The 16,739-nt window shown below is 38.7% G+C and carries 10 protein-coding genes; all 10 read right to left on the bottom strand.

Annotated features, from left to right (window positions below; all coding sequences use genetic code 11):
• Positions 1 to 609: 609 nt before the first annotated feature.
• The 10 genes from EPA86_RS18285 to ubiH all read right to left on the bottom strand — a co-directional run bounded on the left by EPA86_RS18285 (position 610) and on the right by ubiH (position 16,722).
• Positions 610 to 4,653, bottom strand: coding sequence for an NACHT domain-containing protein (locus EPA86_RS18285; protein ID WP_140601713.1), 4,044 nt, complete (start codon positions 4,651 to 4,653; stop codon positions 610 to 612).
• A 242-nt stretch (positions 4,654 to 4,895) separates the two neighbouring features.
• A complete protein-coding gene (tnpA, locus tag EPA86_RS02900) occupies positions 4,896 to 5,336 on the bottom strand; it encodes an IS200/IS605 family transposase (protein WP_140601711.1) in 441 nt (146 codons plus the stop codon).
• Between the two features lie 237 nt (positions 5,337 to 5,573).
• Entirely contained in the window at positions 5,574 to 8,459 is a 2,886-nt protein-coding gene (gene gcvP, locus EPA86_RS02895) for an aminomethyl-transferring glycine dehydrogenase (protein ID WP_140601709.1), read from the bottom strand.
• A 76-nt stretch (positions 8,460 to 8,535) separates the two neighbouring features.
• Entirely contained in the window at positions 8,536 to 8,925 is a 390-nt protein-coding gene (gene gcvH / locus EPA86_RS02890) for a glycine cleavage system protein GcvH (RefSeq protein ID WP_140601707.1), read from the bottom strand.
• Between the two features lie 125 nt (positions 8,926 to 9,050).
• Positions 9,051 to 10,139, bottom strand: coding sequence for a glycine cleavage system aminomethyltransferase GcvT (gene gcvT, locus EPA86_RS02885; protein WP_140601706.1), 1,089 nt, complete (start codon positions 10,137 to 10,139; stop codon positions 9,051 to 9,053).
• 377 nt (positions 10,140 to 10,516) lie between these two features.
• Positions 10,517 to 11,434: a protein translocase subunit SecF gene (secF, locus tag EPA86_RS02880; RefSeq protein ID WP_140601704.1), complete on the bottom strand. Its 918-nt coding sequence runs from the start codon at positions 11,432 to 11,434 to the stop codon at positions 10,517 to 10,519.
• Complete coding sequence (gene secD / locus EPA86_RS02875; RefSeq protein WP_140601702.1) at positions 11,434 to 13,284, bottom strand: protein translocase subunit SecD; 1,851 nt, start codon at positions 13,282 to 13,284, stop codon at positions 11,434 to 11,436. Before secD ends, secF begins: the two co-directional genes overlap by 1 nt.
• 196 nt (positions 13,285 to 13,480) lie before the next feature.
• Entirely contained in the window at positions 13,481 to 13,984 is a 504-nt protein-coding gene (locus tag EPA86_RS02870) for a hypothetical protein (RefSeq protein WP_140601700.1), read from the bottom strand.
• 193 nt (positions 13,985 to 14,177) lie between these two features.
• Positions 14,178 to 15,416: an FAD-dependent monooxygenase gene (locus tag EPA86_RS02865; protein ID WP_140601698.1), complete on the bottom strand. Its 1,239-nt coding sequence runs from the start codon at positions 15,414 to 15,416 to the stop codon at positions 14,178 to 14,180.
• Between the two features lie 22 nt (positions 15,417 to 15,438).
• Entirely contained in the window at positions 15,439 to 16,722 is a 1,284-nt protein-coding gene (gene ubiH, locus EPA86_RS02860; protein ID WP_140601696.1) for a 2-octaprenyl-6-methoxyphenyl hydroxylase, read from the bottom strand.
• Positions 16,723 to 16,739 lie beyond the last annotated feature (17 nt).

The raw sequence follows: 16,739 nt of genomic DNA, 5'->3' as shown, positions 1-16,739 counted from the left end.
TTCCTTTTTAATAACTATTTATAGCTTCAATCAAGATTTCTATTCCAAAATACAATTAAAAAATTTAAATTAAAATGAGATCTAGAAGTTGATCTAACCACTTTTTCAGATGAAATGCTTAAATCTACGATGCAAAACAGGAGCTTGTAAATCTGAATGCTGAAATGCTGACCTTAACTAAAGGCCACTGATGGGAATAGGCCAATCTGCATTCCATATTCGGAATTACTAGATAAATTTGTGTTTAATTTAACAGTCCCAAAGGCTCTTGCAGTTTTTAAATTGGCAGAGTTAGCGGTTGATGCATAACGAGAAGGTACGTTAAGTCCGGAATACTTTCAATATAGATTGTTAAATTTACATGAACTTTTAAAGGTTAGTTCGATGAAAATAGCGCCAGGTTTCATACAGTAGTATGCAGTTTGTTTATGCCAATCCAATTGAGGAGAACGCATAATGCCAGAAACGCGTTAATTCTTCGCTCATTTTGCGCTAGGATGACTTACCAGTTATTGAAGGGCTACCCCGCCCATGATTTTCACAGAGACGACTTCCAGAGTTGATTGAATCCTACTAATCGAGCCTAATTGAAGACTTATCCACCTACTTTTAGCTTCGGGATACATCTAAAACAAATACATCTATAAGCCCTTTTAACTCAGATGGTAATTGCTTTTCTATATCATTTTTAAGCTCGTTTGCTGTCGTTATTCCATGCGATTTACGGTTAGCGACCTTTTCATCGGAGCCAAACCAGATAACAAGATAAATCCCCTGTTGCTCAGCATCAGGATGAATAGAATATCGTTCGTAAAGTTGAGTTGATGCAGCAGAATATAGCTCTGAATGCCATTGTCCTTTTGCTTCGATAACAAGAAGCTTTTGCTCCCCTCCAAATGCCTTTGTTGCCGTTATATCAATTCGATTTTGATTTTTAGTTTGATGTTCTGATCTAATAATTATATTCAAAGGCTGAAGCATAACATGAAGGCGCTCGGCAACAATTTCAACTGAATTCACTTCATCTAGTCGACCATAGTTTCCATTGGTATCTTTGTTATAAAAACGATTAGCTGCATTGAACTCCCCACCTTGTATTTCTTTTTGATAGCGTTCTAACGTATGAATAATTAACGCACGTAGTCCTTCGACAGTAACCACCTCATTATTATCTAACAACTCAACAATATCCTGGGCTGATGGTGGCTCAAAATCTCTTAAAGCCAACTTTCTTTGCTGCTCCGCCTTAATACCTTTTAATGGCAAATGAATGTCTTCATAGCATTTATTATGAAGTAGACGATTAATGACGGTAATTGCTTCCTCGGGTACATCACTGTTCATACACCAAATAATATCTGTTATAAATCGATAAGCTACTTCATTGTCGGGACTGTCTGTTCCCCAATGGCTTGGTAAATGGACTTTTGGCCACTTGTCATAGAAAGCAATTAATATAGCCTCAACCATTTGAGAATTAGGTTTAGGCCAGTAAGGATGTTCTCCTCTGTTAAATGACCCCGAACGGCTCTCAAGTAAAAAAATAGACTGCTTATCTGACTTAAGCCAATCCCAATAAGGCTCAGCCTCTTCTAAGGTTAAAAAATAAAAGGCCCTAATAAACCAAAACTTACACTGATTTAGATGTTTTTCGTCACTTTTCATTTCTGGCAATTGTGAAAGTAAGGCATGACAACGGGTACGTATAACGTTATCTAATTTACTTCTCTCAGAGTATTGAGCAGCAATATCAAATAACTCATCTAAAGCATATATATCAAGTTTTTCAAAATGAGATAACCAGTCAATCGCAAGTTCTCCGCGTAACGAAGCGAAAACTTCATCATACTTTAGTAAACCTATCTCTGGATGTTTACAGTTTCCATTAGCCAACTGTGGTTCTAGATATAGAATGAGAAATTTTTTGGCCGACTCGATATCGGGAAATACTAGACGATCTACTTCAGCTTTTAGCGAGTCTCGTTCCGCCTGCTCAAATTCCTGATAGCTCACGCTTAAGTTGGTTCGAAGAGCCAATAACATTGCTGGCTTAACGTTCTCTAGGTGGCCATTTAACCTAAAAATTTCTATGCACGCTGCTAATAATATAGTTTCGACGTACATAAATTGGGATGCGCATTGCAATTCTGCGAGCTTTTCTAAACTAGGGACGTCTGGTTCAATAAAGTCAAGGCAATTGCGTAACGCCATTCTTACTAACTTTTCATCCCCTACTTTTTCGTTAATTTCGGCTGGCTTGTTAAGTACTAGGTATGAAAAAAAACGAAGAGCACCAAAATCTCCTCCTTTTTCAATCATCTCTCGATTATTATTAAAGTAAGCGATGTTTTCTATACGAGTTTTATCCTCTTGATTTTGCCTACGCCTCATAATACGGCGATGTCTCTGCTCCCATTTAACATATTCTTCCTTTCTCGCCATCCTTGCTTTTCTTACCTTTAATGCCCAATTACGCATAAACGTTGGCTTACTATTAGCTTGGCTACGCATATGCTGCTTAATAGGATTTTTATTGCCTTTTTTATTGTCTTGGTGATAGTGAGCTGGAATGAAATGTTCCCATAATTCAACATTATTATTTTCATATGCGAAATCTACAAGAAACTGAATATCATTTGGACGCAAGCACAAGCCTGCATGAGAATAATGCCCATTGAACTTATCGATTCGCATTTGAAAAATAGCGTCACTATTGGTTAGGTTTCCAAATACATGAGCAATAATTTCTTGCCGTAGTTCATGGTTTTCTTGCAGTGCTTTAACAGAAGCTATATCGTTTGTTCTTCCGTATCCCGAGAAGTTTAGATTTTCTACCCATTGCCATATTTGCAATGGCTGTAATGGTGGTTTTGCTAATTCAAAGAAACGATCTAATAGCGCCCCAATAATTTTGCTAATTCCAATACGACAATCACATTCATAAGCTTTTTTGCCACAAGTACAGGCTAAATCTTCACTTAATCGATCTAATAAAGAAGTAACCACGCTAAGTGATAAACTCGAAATCAATGATTTAATATAGTATCGGCTTTCAAATGTTCGTTCAGAACGTTCTGAGCAATTAGAATAAAGTTGAGAACAGTTTCTAAAATAGCGTTCTAGCTCTTGTAGTGAAAAATTATCAATAGAGGTTTTGGTTATCACATGAGTTGCAAGTCTTAGTGAATCATTATTTGCCTCATCAATTAATTGTAACACGTCAGGGTAAGTATCATATTCATTGCAATCAAGAAGGCTAACGATAGCTTGCAAGCGAGTAGTAAAGCTTTCGCTTGAACAGTGAACTATTTGCTGCAACTCCACTAAAAGTTGCGAAACGGCAGGTGAACCTTTTAGTAACTCCAAAATAAAATTACGTAAATCACCATCATTATTTGTCGTAATAATCGTTTTGATTTCGGCTACAACCTCCTCTGTGAAGAAGCCTGCCACACTATAACTACGCCAAAAATCGCCACGCCTAAAATATGGATCGGCTACTTCAACTTCAACCAGTCTAGTCAACAGAAAACGTTTGGATGAATGAGATAACTGAGATGGATCTCCATTAGCAATAACAGCGTAAGGGTCCAGTTCAATAATTACCCTTTCAAGGTCTTGATTTCCTAACGATGCCATCCAAGCAACTAAGCCACGCAGTTCATCTCGAACTACGCCATTAGGAGCAATTACTGAAAAACATTGTTCAACTGTAAGCGAATCTGATGGAGTACAAATGCGTTTAACAAGGTAAGTAGCTGCGCCATACTCCGCAACTATTTTATGAATAGGTCGGTGTTGGTCGGAATTGTCACCTAGCTTGAACAGCTTAGTCGCTAATAGTGCATTTTGATCATTTTTATCCACCTTTAACAATGAATATATCGAAGGGTAGATCCTGTCTTGGCTAGTTTCGCTTACACTAATACCCTCTGAGCCCGATAAAAGTAGTTTCGCAAAGACTTCTGATGCTAAAGAAACTTTATCCTCTACGGTTAGCGTAGAGTTAACTTTAACTGCATTATTTACTTCACGCGCTAAATGGTACAAGGCTTGTTGGAATATTGTGCTTTTATCTGAAAAGTGTCCGTCGCTTTCTATGTATGCATCAGCAAACAACTTCAAAAATTGAGGGTTAGGTAGTATAGGGCTAAGCTCAAACCTCCCGATTTCAGCATTAAAGTCGTCAAAATCACCTCTACCGGTATGATTAGAATAAATAGCTCTCTGTTCTACTTCATCAAACTCAGAGAGTTTAACAATTAAAGGCTCTTGACCAATAAACTGTTTAAAAACGCTTGATGATGAATTGCCCCACTCCGACGAGCGACTTGAAATTATGACATAGTCTGGGTGTACAGATGAAACCTTGCCTAATAACTTATGAATACCGGCATCATCAATTTTAGCCAGTTCATCAAAAGCATCTAATACAATTGCACCGTTGTTTACTGTGACATCGATATAATTAAATACACTTGCAGTTATTGTTTTTGTGTTTAACTTACGTGCTAAACTGTTTAACAAAACAGTTTTGCCTGCACCTGGTTCTGCAAGAATAATAATGTATTTAGATTCAGTTAACAGCTGATCCTCAGTGAAAATAAGGTCTTCACGAATAAGTCTTCGTTCAAGATAAAAGTCGTCGTCCATCTTTTTACCAAATTACCAATATGAGAGTTTATTCAAGGGGTTTTATTACTTCGACTTTCACATAACTGTAGAAAATTTCAAGGAAAAATATCAATTAAGGAATACTACTTCCATATATATTCAGTTAATCACCTAGGTTTATCGTCGTGAGTTTTACATCCTGATGAAGAGTGCCTTTACAGTAAATTACCACCTTCTAAAGAAGGTGGCTTTGCATTAGCCCCCTAAACAAGGGGGCAGGGTTATCCTAGCAAGTTAAGTTGTCGCCGCTCTTCTTGCTTTTCCATCTTATCTTGGTGCCTAACATATCGCCTGATTATTTCTTCATTAACCCCTACGGTGTCAACAAAGTAACCTCGTTGCCAAAATCGACCTCCCCAAGCTTTATTCTTTCTTAAGTGTGGATATTTACTAAATAACTTGAGCGCTAATCGCCCTTTTAAACATCCCATCACTTTTGAAATTGATAGCTTGGGAGGAACTTTAGCTACCAAATGGATATGGTCAACTTGAACATTCAGTTCAACAACTTTAACACCTAACTTTTCACTGTAAATGTGAATAAATCTAAATACGTCTTTCCCAATATTATTCTTTAATATTTTGAATCGGTACTTTGGCGTCCAAACTATATGATATTGACACCGCCAAAATACATGCGATGCTTGCTCATATCTACTCATGCTCTTTCTCCTTTTGACTTCTGGTAAAAATCAAAAACGATTAAACATGAGTAGATATTTCAGGCATAGCCACTTTAACAATGACCACCTACTAAAGTAGGTGGTTTACGAACGGACAACAAAAAAGGCGAATCACCTCTGATTCGCCTTCACAGATTTTACTTTCAAACTCTATTAAAGTTTCAAACTTGTTTTTGTTGTTTCAAACTTTATTCGAAAGTGACATCAACTAGTTACCTAGTCTTTATACGTATCCGTGGCAGGACAAGAACAAATCAAGTTACGGTCACCGTACACATCATCAATACGGTTCACTGTTGGCCAGAATTTGTTTTCAGCAACTGCAGCTACTGGGTAAACCGCTTCTTTAATTGAATAAGCACGGTTCCACTCAGATGTAACGTCAGCCATAGTGTGTGGTGCGTTGTGTAACGGGTTGTCATCACCTGTCCACTCACCGCTTTCTACTTTGCTGATTTCTTCACGAATGCATACCATAGCTTCAATGAAACGATCGATTTCAACTTTGCTTTCAGACTCAGTTGGCTCAATCATTAGCGTGCCAGCTACTGGGAATGACATAGTCGGTGCATGGAAACCGTAATCCATTAAACGCTTAGCTACGTCCATTTCAGTGATACCAGAAGCTTCTTTAAGTGGGCGTAAATCAACAATACACTCGTGGGCAACACGGCCGTTATCACCTGTGTATAAAATTGGGTAGTGTTCGCTTAATTTCTTCGCTAAGTAGTTTGCGTTAGTAATTGCGTACTTAGTTGAATCAGTTACACCTTGCTTACCTAACATTGCACAATATAGGTAAGAAATACATAAAATACCTGCACTACCAAATGGAGCTGCTGATACTGCACCGTTACCTTGAGTGCTTTCACTTACGTTGATTAACGCGTGATCTGGTAAGAATGGTGCTAAGTGCGACTTAACGCCGATAGGACCCATACCTGGACCACCGCCACCATGTGGAATAGCGAAAGTTTTGTGTAAGTTTAAGTGAGAAACGTCAGCACCAATGTGACCTGGAGACGTTAAGCCAACTTGTGCGTTCATGTTCGCGCCATCAAGGTAAACTTGACCACCATTGTCATGAATAATGTTACAAATTTCAGCAATGGTCTTCTCGTAAACACCGTGCGTTGATGGGTACGTGATCATGATACAAGATAAGCTATCGCGTAACTCTTCAGCTTTCGCTTTCAAGTCAGCCATATCAACGTTACCTTCTTTGTCACAATCAACAACAACAACCTTCATACCAACCATCATGGCTGATGCTGGGTTAGTACCGTGTGCAGACGCTGGTATTAAACAAATATTACGGTGACCTTCACCACGGCTTTCATGGTACTTGTGAATTGCGATAAGACCTGCATATTCACCTTGTGCACCTGAGTTAGGTTGCATTGAGATGTTGTCGTAACCTGTTAATTCAACTAACCAATCACCTAATTCAGTAATCATCTCTTTGTAACCAACAGCTTGGTCAACTGGTGCGAATGGGTGCATGTTAGCAAATTCAGGCCATGATACTGGGATCATTTGTGCTGTAGCATTTAACTTCATGGTACAAGAGCCAAGAGAAATCATTGAGTGATTCAATGCTAAATCTTTGTTCTCTAGTTTTTTGATGTAACGTAGCATCTCAGTTTCACTGTGATACGAGTTAAATACTGGGTGAGTTAAAATTTCAGATTCACGTACTAATGAAGCAGGAATTGACGAGTGACCACAATCAGTAATTTGCTTATCAAGTGCCGCTACGTCTAAACCGTGGCCTTCACCTAATAACACATCAAATAATGTTGTTACGTTGTCACGTGTGGTAGTTTCATCTAATGAAACTGAAATTTGACCATCAACATCAGTACGGAAGTTCAGATTAGCCGCTAGTGCGCGAGCAACAATTTCTTCTTTATTATCAACGTTGAACGTTAACGTATCAAAGTAGTTAGCATGAAGTGCAGTTAAGCCTTTTGTTGCCGTACCTAAACATAAAATGTCAGTTAAACGGTGAATGCGGTTAGCAATCGTTTTTAAGCCTTGTGGGCCATGGTAAACCGCATAAAACGCTGCCATGTTCGCGAGTAATACTTGTGCAGTACAAATATTTGAGTTCGCTTTTTCACGACGAATATGTTGCTCACGAGTTTGCATTGCCATACGAAGCGCTGGGTTATCACGGGTATCTTTTGAAACACCGATAATACGACCTGGTAAAGAACGCTTGTACTTATCAGAAGTAGTAAAGAAAGCTGCGTGTGGACCACCGTACCCCATAGGTACACCAAAACGTTGGCTTGAACCAATTACCGCATCAGCACCTAACTCGCCCGGAGCTTTTAACATCACTAAACTCATGATGTCTGCTGCTACAGCAACAATGGCTTTTTTCTCGTGAATTTTAGCAATTAAATCACTGATGTCTTTCACTTCACCTGTTGCACTTGGGTATTGTAAAAGTGCACCAAAGATATCGTGATCCGCTGCTTCATCAGCAGGCGCTACAATAATGTCAAAACCAAACATTTCTGCACGCTGTTTTACCACGTCAATGGTTTGTGGGTAAACATCACTTGAAATAAAGAAAAGGTTAGATTTTTTATTTTTAGCTACACGCTTAGCAAGTGCCATGGCTTCAGCTGCGGCAGTACCTTCATCAAGAAGTGAAGCTGAAGCTAAATCTAAACCTGTTAAATCTAAACACATTTGTTGGTAGTTTAATAATGACTCTAAACGACCCTGAGCAATTTCTGGCTGGTATGGTGTATAGGCTGTGTACCAACCTGGATTTTCTAATACGTTACGTAAAATTACGTTTGGCGTTAACGTACCGTAATAGCCAAGACCAATGTATGAATCGTTCACCTTATTTTTGCTAGCAACAGCTTTTAAATCAGCCAATGCTTGCACTTCAGTTTTGCTTTCACCTATGTTTGGTAATTGTGATAAGCGAATATCGCTTGGCACAATTTCATCAATAAGGGCATCAACTGACTCAGCGCCGATGTCATTCAACATAGCTTGAGTTTGTGCTGCATCTGGGCCGATGTGGCGACGGATAAAATCTTGTTTTTGCTCTAAAGCGTCTAATGATTGAGTAGTCATAAAACAATTTACCTAAAAATAAAAAAGAAAGCCCCGAACTTATGTTCAGGGCTTTTAATACTTTGTTAATTAACGATTAATCTTCGTCGATTGAATTAGCATAACCTTCAGCGTCTAATAAGTCGTCTAACTCACCAGCGTCATCAAGTTTAATTTTGAATAACCAACCGTCACCAAATGCATCTGAGTTTACAAGTTCAGGAGAATCTTCTAACTCTTCATTTACTTCAACGATCTCACCTGATACTGGTGCATAGATGTCTGATGCCGCTTTAACAGATTCAGCAACACAAATGTCATCACCTGTACTTACTGCTTCGCCAACTTCTGGTAATTCAACAAAAACCATGTCACCTAAAAGGCCTTGAGCGTGTTCAGTAATACCAACAGTAACGGTACCGTCACCTTCGTTGCGAACCCATTCGTGTGATGTAACATATTTTAATTCAGAAGGAATGTTGCTCATTTTTATGTTCCTATTTTAATATTATTAAATTCATTTAAAGGTCAAAAACTAACCATAGTATATACTTGCTTTTCGTCAAAGGTATACGACAAAAAGGTAATACAAATCAAATTTTCGTCAAAAAGTTAAAATACTTTTTTACCGTTACGAACGAAGCTTGGTTTAGTCACTTGTACCTTAACTAATTTCTTACGCATTTCAACTTCAACGGTATCACCCACTTTTACACTACGTGGTACACGTGCTAAAGCAACGCTGTGCTCTAATGTTGGAGAAAATGTACCTGAAGTAATTTCGCCGTCACCAAATTCGGTAACTACTTTTTGATGTGAACGAAGCACACCTTTTTCTTCTAGTACTAAACCAACAAGTTTAGGTTGATCGCCAGCTGCACGTTGTGCGGCAATAACTTCACGACCAATGAAGTTACGTTCTTCTGGTTCCCAGCTAATTGTCCACGCCATGTTAGCAGCTAGTGGAGATACGCTTTCATCCATATCTAAACCGTATAGGTTCATACCAGCTTCTAAACGTAAAGTATCACGTGCGCCTAGACCACAAGGCTTAACACCAACTTTTAATAGTTTTTGCCAAAAATCTTCTGCGGCACTATCTGGTACAATAATTTCGTAACCGTCTTCACCAGTGTAACCCGTAGTAGCGATAAATAAATCACCTACTTGAACACCGTAGAAAGGCTTCATACCTTCTACTGCAACAATTTCAGCTGGTGTTAATAGGTTTGCTACTTTCGCTTTAGCTTCAGGCCCTTGAACTGCAATCATGCCAAATTCAGGGCGTTCAGTAATTGTAATATCAAAACCTTCAGACTGTTTTGACATCCATGCTAAATCTTTTTCACGAGTGGCTGAGTTAACCACTAAACGATAATTAGTTTCTGAGAAGTAGTAGATAATTAAATCATCAATTACACCACCTTCTTCATTACACATACCTGTGTAAAGTGCTTTACCCGGTGTTGCAAGTTTGGCTACATCATTAATCACTAAACGACGTAAGAACTTTTGTGCGTCATTACCTTGAACGTCAACAATAGTCATGTGTGAAACATCAAACATACCCGCATCGGTACGAACCGCATGATGCTCTTCAATTTGTGAACCGTAGTTAATTGGCATTTCCCAGCCATAAAAATCAACCATTTTGGCGCCAGATTCTAAGTGTTTTGCATGTAGTACAGTTTTGTTAGTCATGTTTTCACCTAATGTTTTAGTGTGCTGTTGTAACTAGGTCGAGACACCTTGGCTAGCAAGCTTAGTCGCTAGCGCTAAATTAACAACAATTCTATTTGACAAAGTTAAGTAATTATACCGTCAGGTGCCCGTTTATTCAACAGAAAAAGCCATAATTAAAAAATATAAAACTGACTTATTTAAAATATCAGAATTAAATTTTCAAAAATCACGTTTTGTAAAATTTTTACCTGTCATTGAGTTTTTTTAAATGTCGAGAACAAATAAAGCGCAGCAAAAACAATTTCACAGCCATTAACTCTGCTATTCACTTTCACTATTTATTGGATTTAAAAGCAAAAACCTGACTGATAAGTCAGGTTTTTGAGGTCTTTACATTAAGGTAACTGGCAGAGTGCTTCTTGCTCCAGAGCTTTTTGCTGATAATAGTCAGCACGTAAGCCAACAAGCTTTGGCAAAGTGGCCGAGATAGCTATGGATGAAAATGTTCCCACCAAAATGCCGCTGAACAATGACACAGCAAAGCCATGTAGAGAATCTCCCGCAAAAAACCAAATTGCCACAATGGTAGCCAGTGTAGTACCTGAGGTAATTAAAGTACGCACTAACGTGGTTTTAATTGCACTATTAATGATGGTATCGATATTATTCTCTTTATTGGTTTTCATGATTTCCCGAATACGATCACCCACAATAATGGAGTCATTAAGTGAATAACCAATAATCGCCAAAATACTAGCAAGTATTGTTAAATCAAACGATAACCCTAACCATGCAAATATGCCTAAAACAATAATCACATCATGAAACAGTGCGGCGACAGCACCAATAGCAAGTCGCCATTCAAAACGAAATGATAAATACAATAGGATAATCACCAGAGCCGTTAATAAAGCCAAACCTCCTTGATTAATTAATTCCTCACCAACTTGACTACCGATATATACAGCATCTTGTGGTGTCACTATTAACGCTTTATCAATATCTCCAGCGAGTATTTTTTGTGCTTCAATGAAGTTAAATAACCAACTGTTGCCTGATGCACTATTATCAGGTGTTCGCACAGTCCAATAGCTACCGTTTTCAGCACTAGAGAGTTGAAAATCATCCGCAATAAAAAGCGTAATCATTTCATTCATTGCTTGAAGAGAAACTGGCTGGTTAGTTGAAAACTCTGTTAAATAACCTCCCGTAAAATCTAAGCCAAAATTAAGGCCTTTGCTAAACAAGCCCATAAGCGCAAATAACACGACAAAAATAGCTGTATAAAAACTGATTACTCGAAACTTAGTCATTATTTGGCTCCTAATAATATTGTATCGTTGCGATTTATAACCACATTGGTTATTGCTTTAGAGATCAAAATGCCAGTAAACATACTGGTCAAAATGCCCAAACATAATATGAGTGCGAAGCCTTTTACTGGGCCATAGCCAATTGAATATAAAATAATACCAGTGATCATAGTGGTGATATTGGCATCAAAAATGGTTGCTGATGCATTTTTATAACCACGTTCTATCGCCAATAAAGGACTAAGCCCTTTTTTTATCTCCTCTTTTATTCTTTCAAATATCAAGACATTAGTGTCTACCGCCATGCCCACAGTTAGCACTAAACCTGCAATACCTGGCAAGGTTAATACCGCACCAGGTAATAATGACATTAGCCCTAATAAGCTCAGTAAATTACAAGCCAAAGCAACGTTGGCAATCATGCCAAGCGCTCGATACCACAACGCCATAAAAATTAAGGTGATACTTACTCCAATAACCAGTGCTTTAACACCATTGTCGATATTATCATCACCTAACGTTGCCGCTATGGTACGTTGCTTAACAATAGTTACTGGGGCGGCTAGTGAACCTGCTCGTAATAACAAAGCTAACTCTTGCGCTGCCGCGGTACTTTTCATATTAGTAATACTAAATACAGAGCTTAAGTGGCCTTGAATAGTCGCCTCACTGATCACTTTACTTTTCTTCATGAGTTCATTGTTAGCATCGCGATAATATTCAGAAAACACGGTGATCATTGGTGCACCAATATTACGTTTAGAAAAATCCGACATCTTTTTGCCACCTAGAGCATCAAGGCGAAGGTTAACTAAAGGAGAGCCCATTTCATCACGCCCTGCTTGTGCATTTTTAATATTACTGCCAGAAAATATCACCTTATTATTTAATGACAATAACTGACCATATTCATTGCGAATATGCTTCACGTTGATTGAGTTATTGTGTTTCGCTAATTGATAAAAATCTAATGAAGCTGTTGCGCCAATAATACGCTTTGCTTCTTCAGGATCATGAACGCCGGGTAATTCAATGCGAATTCTATTCTTGCCCTGCTTCTGTGTAACAGCTTCGGTAATGCCTAACTCTTCAATGCGACCACGCATGGTTTTCAGCGTTTGAGCCATTGTTTGCTGACGAAAAGTTGTTGTTGCTTGTTCAGTAAAAGTAAATGACACTTGCTGTGCGCTTAGTTTTTGCTGAATTAACTCAGGGTAGGTAGAAAGCACCTGCTTAAATAGCGCTTTAGTGCTTTTACTATTTGTTGATGAAAAGTCAACCTTAATGCTTGTAGCGCTTACTTGCTTCACTTTCAGTGCCCGTATACGCTGCTCTCTTGCTAATGATTTTATATCTAGCGCTATGTCTGCTACTTTATCTGATATCGCTCTTTCAATATCCACATCAAGCACAAACAATACGCCACCACTAAGATCTAACCCTAATTTTATTGGCTGGCCACCAAGCTGCTTTAACCAACTCGGACTATCATTTTTAATTGCTCCTTCAACGACTTTATCGTCAGGTAGCGTATCTATGAGTACTTGCTTAGCCTTTGCTAAATGCTCTTGCTTTGCTAACACAATACTAAAGCCATCAGCTGAGCTTTTAACACTACTTACCTGAATATTTTGCTCATGTAGTAATTGCTTAATAGTTTGTGGCGATAATTCGGGGATTAATTGCTCGGTTAAGTGTTTCGGCGCTTCTAGTTTATTGGTAATATTCAGAGTGGCCTTATCACCATAAAAGTTGGGTAACGCACTTATAACCATCAAAATTAAGGTTAAAAGCAACACTAAGTGTTGCCACTTTACTATGCGCCTTGGCGCTTTTTTTGGAAAATTCATTAAAAAATCTCGATATATACGATCTTCAGCTGTGCCCAACAGGCTTATTAATTAGCAACTGAAGAATTAAAAATGGAAAATGAGAAATTTAACGAGCACAAGTCATCGCGCGTATTCGCAAGTAACAGATCGTAATAGCAGGTGACACATACTCGTTGACAAATTGAGCAAAGCTCAAGTTCGTCAAATAATGAATTTAACTGTGATAAGTTATGGTTGCGGAATAAAGCGCATTAGACTCTTTCCAACCAGAGAGTCGAGATGAACGGTTAGTGATTGGTTTATTGATATACCACGCCAACACTAAAGGAGGATTTGTTAAGTTTTTATATAAACTGGCTTTGAGCTTAATTTCAAAAAACTCAACCAATAGGCAATACTCAGGCGATAACTGTAGCTCTGAAGTAAAAGTTGTCGCGCTTACTCTTATATTCCGAGGGAAATAGTCGGTGTGATTTTCATCGCCTTTTTCAAGCTCAATGCTAGCAATAGCCTGTTTATAAAGTTCATGCAAAGTGTGAGTGCTTAAGGAAGTTAACGGGGTTAGCCCTTGGGAATTAGTTATAACCTCAAGATTGCTAAGCCCTTGGCTGCTAGCAACTTGGGTAAGCTCGTTATTATTTTCACTCACGATCGATAAAGCATTAGCATGTTGCGCTAATACCGAAAGAAAGATAAAAAATAAAAAAGCAAATCGCACTATAAAGACTTCTTTTCTGACACTTACTTATGGCAATACAATAAGTAAAAGCCAAGGAAACTGTTTCATATTATTAACTTAATATAGGCACTTATGACAAATTCAATGTTTCAACGATTTTTTATTATAAATTGTCTAAGGGCAGCTGATATTACGAGGTGATTTTTTGCCTAAAAAGAACTCCAGCTCGTAGTTACCCTGCACGTTTCGTGAGTTTAGGTAATCCCTCTTTTAAACCGAGCGCTTGGCTAATCAATTGTTTTTTTACAAAGGGAACATTATTAATTAAGTTCATGCCTAAACCACGAATAAATTTTACGGCTGATTGCTGCGGGGTAAAGGCCTCTTTGATTCCCGCCATAGCAGCTATCATTTCACTGGCTTCACTTTTACGCCAGCGAGCAAATGCGAGTAATGCTTGCTGCTCTAATGCTTGCGCTGTTGCTTGTTCAAAGGTTTGCGCTAACGCCGCGGCGTCTAACAAGCCAAGATTGACCCCTTGTCCTGCCAACGGGTGAATAGTGTGTGCGGCATCGCCAATTAAAATAACACGCTCTTTAACGCTTTCTTGAACTAAGCGCATCGTTAAAGGATAGGTTGCTCTGTCGCTCATGAGCTCAATTGCCCCAAGCTTTCCATCACTAGCTGCGGTTAATTCTTTAGCAAAATCAACGCTATTTAAAGCGGTTAGTCGCTTAGCTTCATCAGGGGATGTTGAATAAACAATTGAGCATAAATCTTGCTCTTGGTGTTTAGCATCTAAAGGTAAAAATGCTAAAGGACCTGTGGGTAAAAAGACCTGCCAAGCAGTATTTTTATGGCCTTGTGGGCATTTAACCGTCGCTACAATGGCATGGTGATCATAATCTTTAAAGATCATCGCCATATCCATTTGTTTTCTCACCCAAGAGTTTGCGCCATCAGCGCCCACAACATAGTTAGCCATAATAGGCTGAGCGTTATTTTCAAAGCTGGCGAAAACTTCACTTTCGCCCTGTGCAAGGTTTGCTAACTTACTTCCTGTGAAAAAAGTGATGCCATCATCAAGCTCAGCCTTTTTCCATAGCGCATTGCGAATAATGCTATTTTCAATGATCCAGCCTAACTGCTGATCTTGATCATTTGTTCCTATGCAATCAATATCATCAACAGAGAAATCTAGTTTTCCTAAACCCGATTTATCCCACACATGCATGTGTTGATAAGCTTGGTGTCTGCTTGTAGTAATATCAGACCATACCGCTAAGTTCTCAAAAATATGTTTACTTGCAATATTGATGGCACTGACACGGATTTCAGGCTCTTCACTCACTGCTGATACAGGTAGCGTGTCGGCAATAGCAATATTGAGTTGGCTATTTTTACGTAGCGCTAGGGCTAAGGTTAACCCCACCATACCTGCACCAACAATTAATACATCAAACTTTTGCATGTCATTCTCTTTTGACTTAGTTCTAATAACCCATCGTTTTTTTAACGAGTACATTTTTCAATACTGATACATTATCAAATAATTTTAAACCAGTATTTCTGCCCACCACTAACGGCGGTAAATCGCTAGCAAATAAAGTAACTAACGAGTCTGTTAATTGAATCACTTGTTGTTGGTCTTTACTGCGCGCCAACTGATATTTCTGTAATAATGCAAAACTACCTATATCGACTTTTCCTTGATTGGCTAAGTGAGATGCTGAGTCAGATAAGACATGAGCTATTAACTCACTTAAGTAAGCAACATCACGTAAACCTAAGTTGAAGCCTTGTCCTGCAATTGGGTGAATAGTATGAGAAGCATTGCCAATAAGTGCCATACGATGAAACACTTGTTGTTTAGCTTGCAGTAACGCCAAAGGATAAACATCGCTCTTACCCACTTGAGTGATTTTTCCAAGCCATAAACCAAAGGCTTGCTCGAGCGCCAAAGCAAACTCTTCATCAGAAAGTGCAGTAATTTCTTGCGCTTGATTTGGGGTCATTGTCCATACGAGTGAACACCGACCTTGACCTAGTTGGTTGCTTTTATATTTGCTTTTTTGCTCACTTAAAAGTGGCAAAGGTAACATTGCAATAGGGCCGTGCTCAGTAAAGCGTTCAAAGGCTTTATTAAAATGTGCTTTTTCAGTACAAACATTGGCAATTACCGCGACCTGCTCATAGTCATTATGTTCAATATCTATTTGCGCTTGTTTTCTGCACACCGAATTTGCGCCATCGCAAGCAAGTAGCAACTGCGCAGTTAAAGCTTGACCTGAGCTGAGTTGTACATTAACACTTTGGCTTTGCCAGTCTATATCTTGTATTGAGTCTGGGCTAAACCAAGCAACATTGGTTTTATCGGCTAACTTTTGCAAAATAGCTTTACCAATAAGCGCCATATCTATGACATAACCTAGGGCATCAACGGAAAATTCATCTGAAGCTAAACGAGATTTACCAAAATGTCCGCGATCTGAAATATCAATATTTTTAATGGCGCAGGCTTTATCAGCCAGTAACGGCCATACATCCACTTGTTTTAAATACTGAGCACTACCGTGTGATAATGCCAGCACTCTATCATCAAACACTGGTGTGTGCTTACTAAGGTTTACCTGTTGATGCTCATTGGCTTCAATAATAGCAATCGATAATAAACTTCCATCAGCTTTCTTATGGTCGCTCAAACTGAGTGCCATTAAGCTCCCCGATAAACCACCACCTGAAATAATAACGTCGAACTCTGCTTCTGACTGTGCCATTAACCTGCGCTCTTTCT

The sequence above is a fragment of the Litorilituus lipolyticus genome (assembly GCF_006439335.1).
GTDB classification, from domain to species: Bacteria; Pseudomonadota; Gammaproteobacteria; order Enterobacterales; family Alteromonadaceae; genus Colwellia; species Colwellia lipolytica.
Note: the sequence above shows the minus strand (reverse complement) of the source record. Positions and strands in the feature narration are given on the sequence as shown.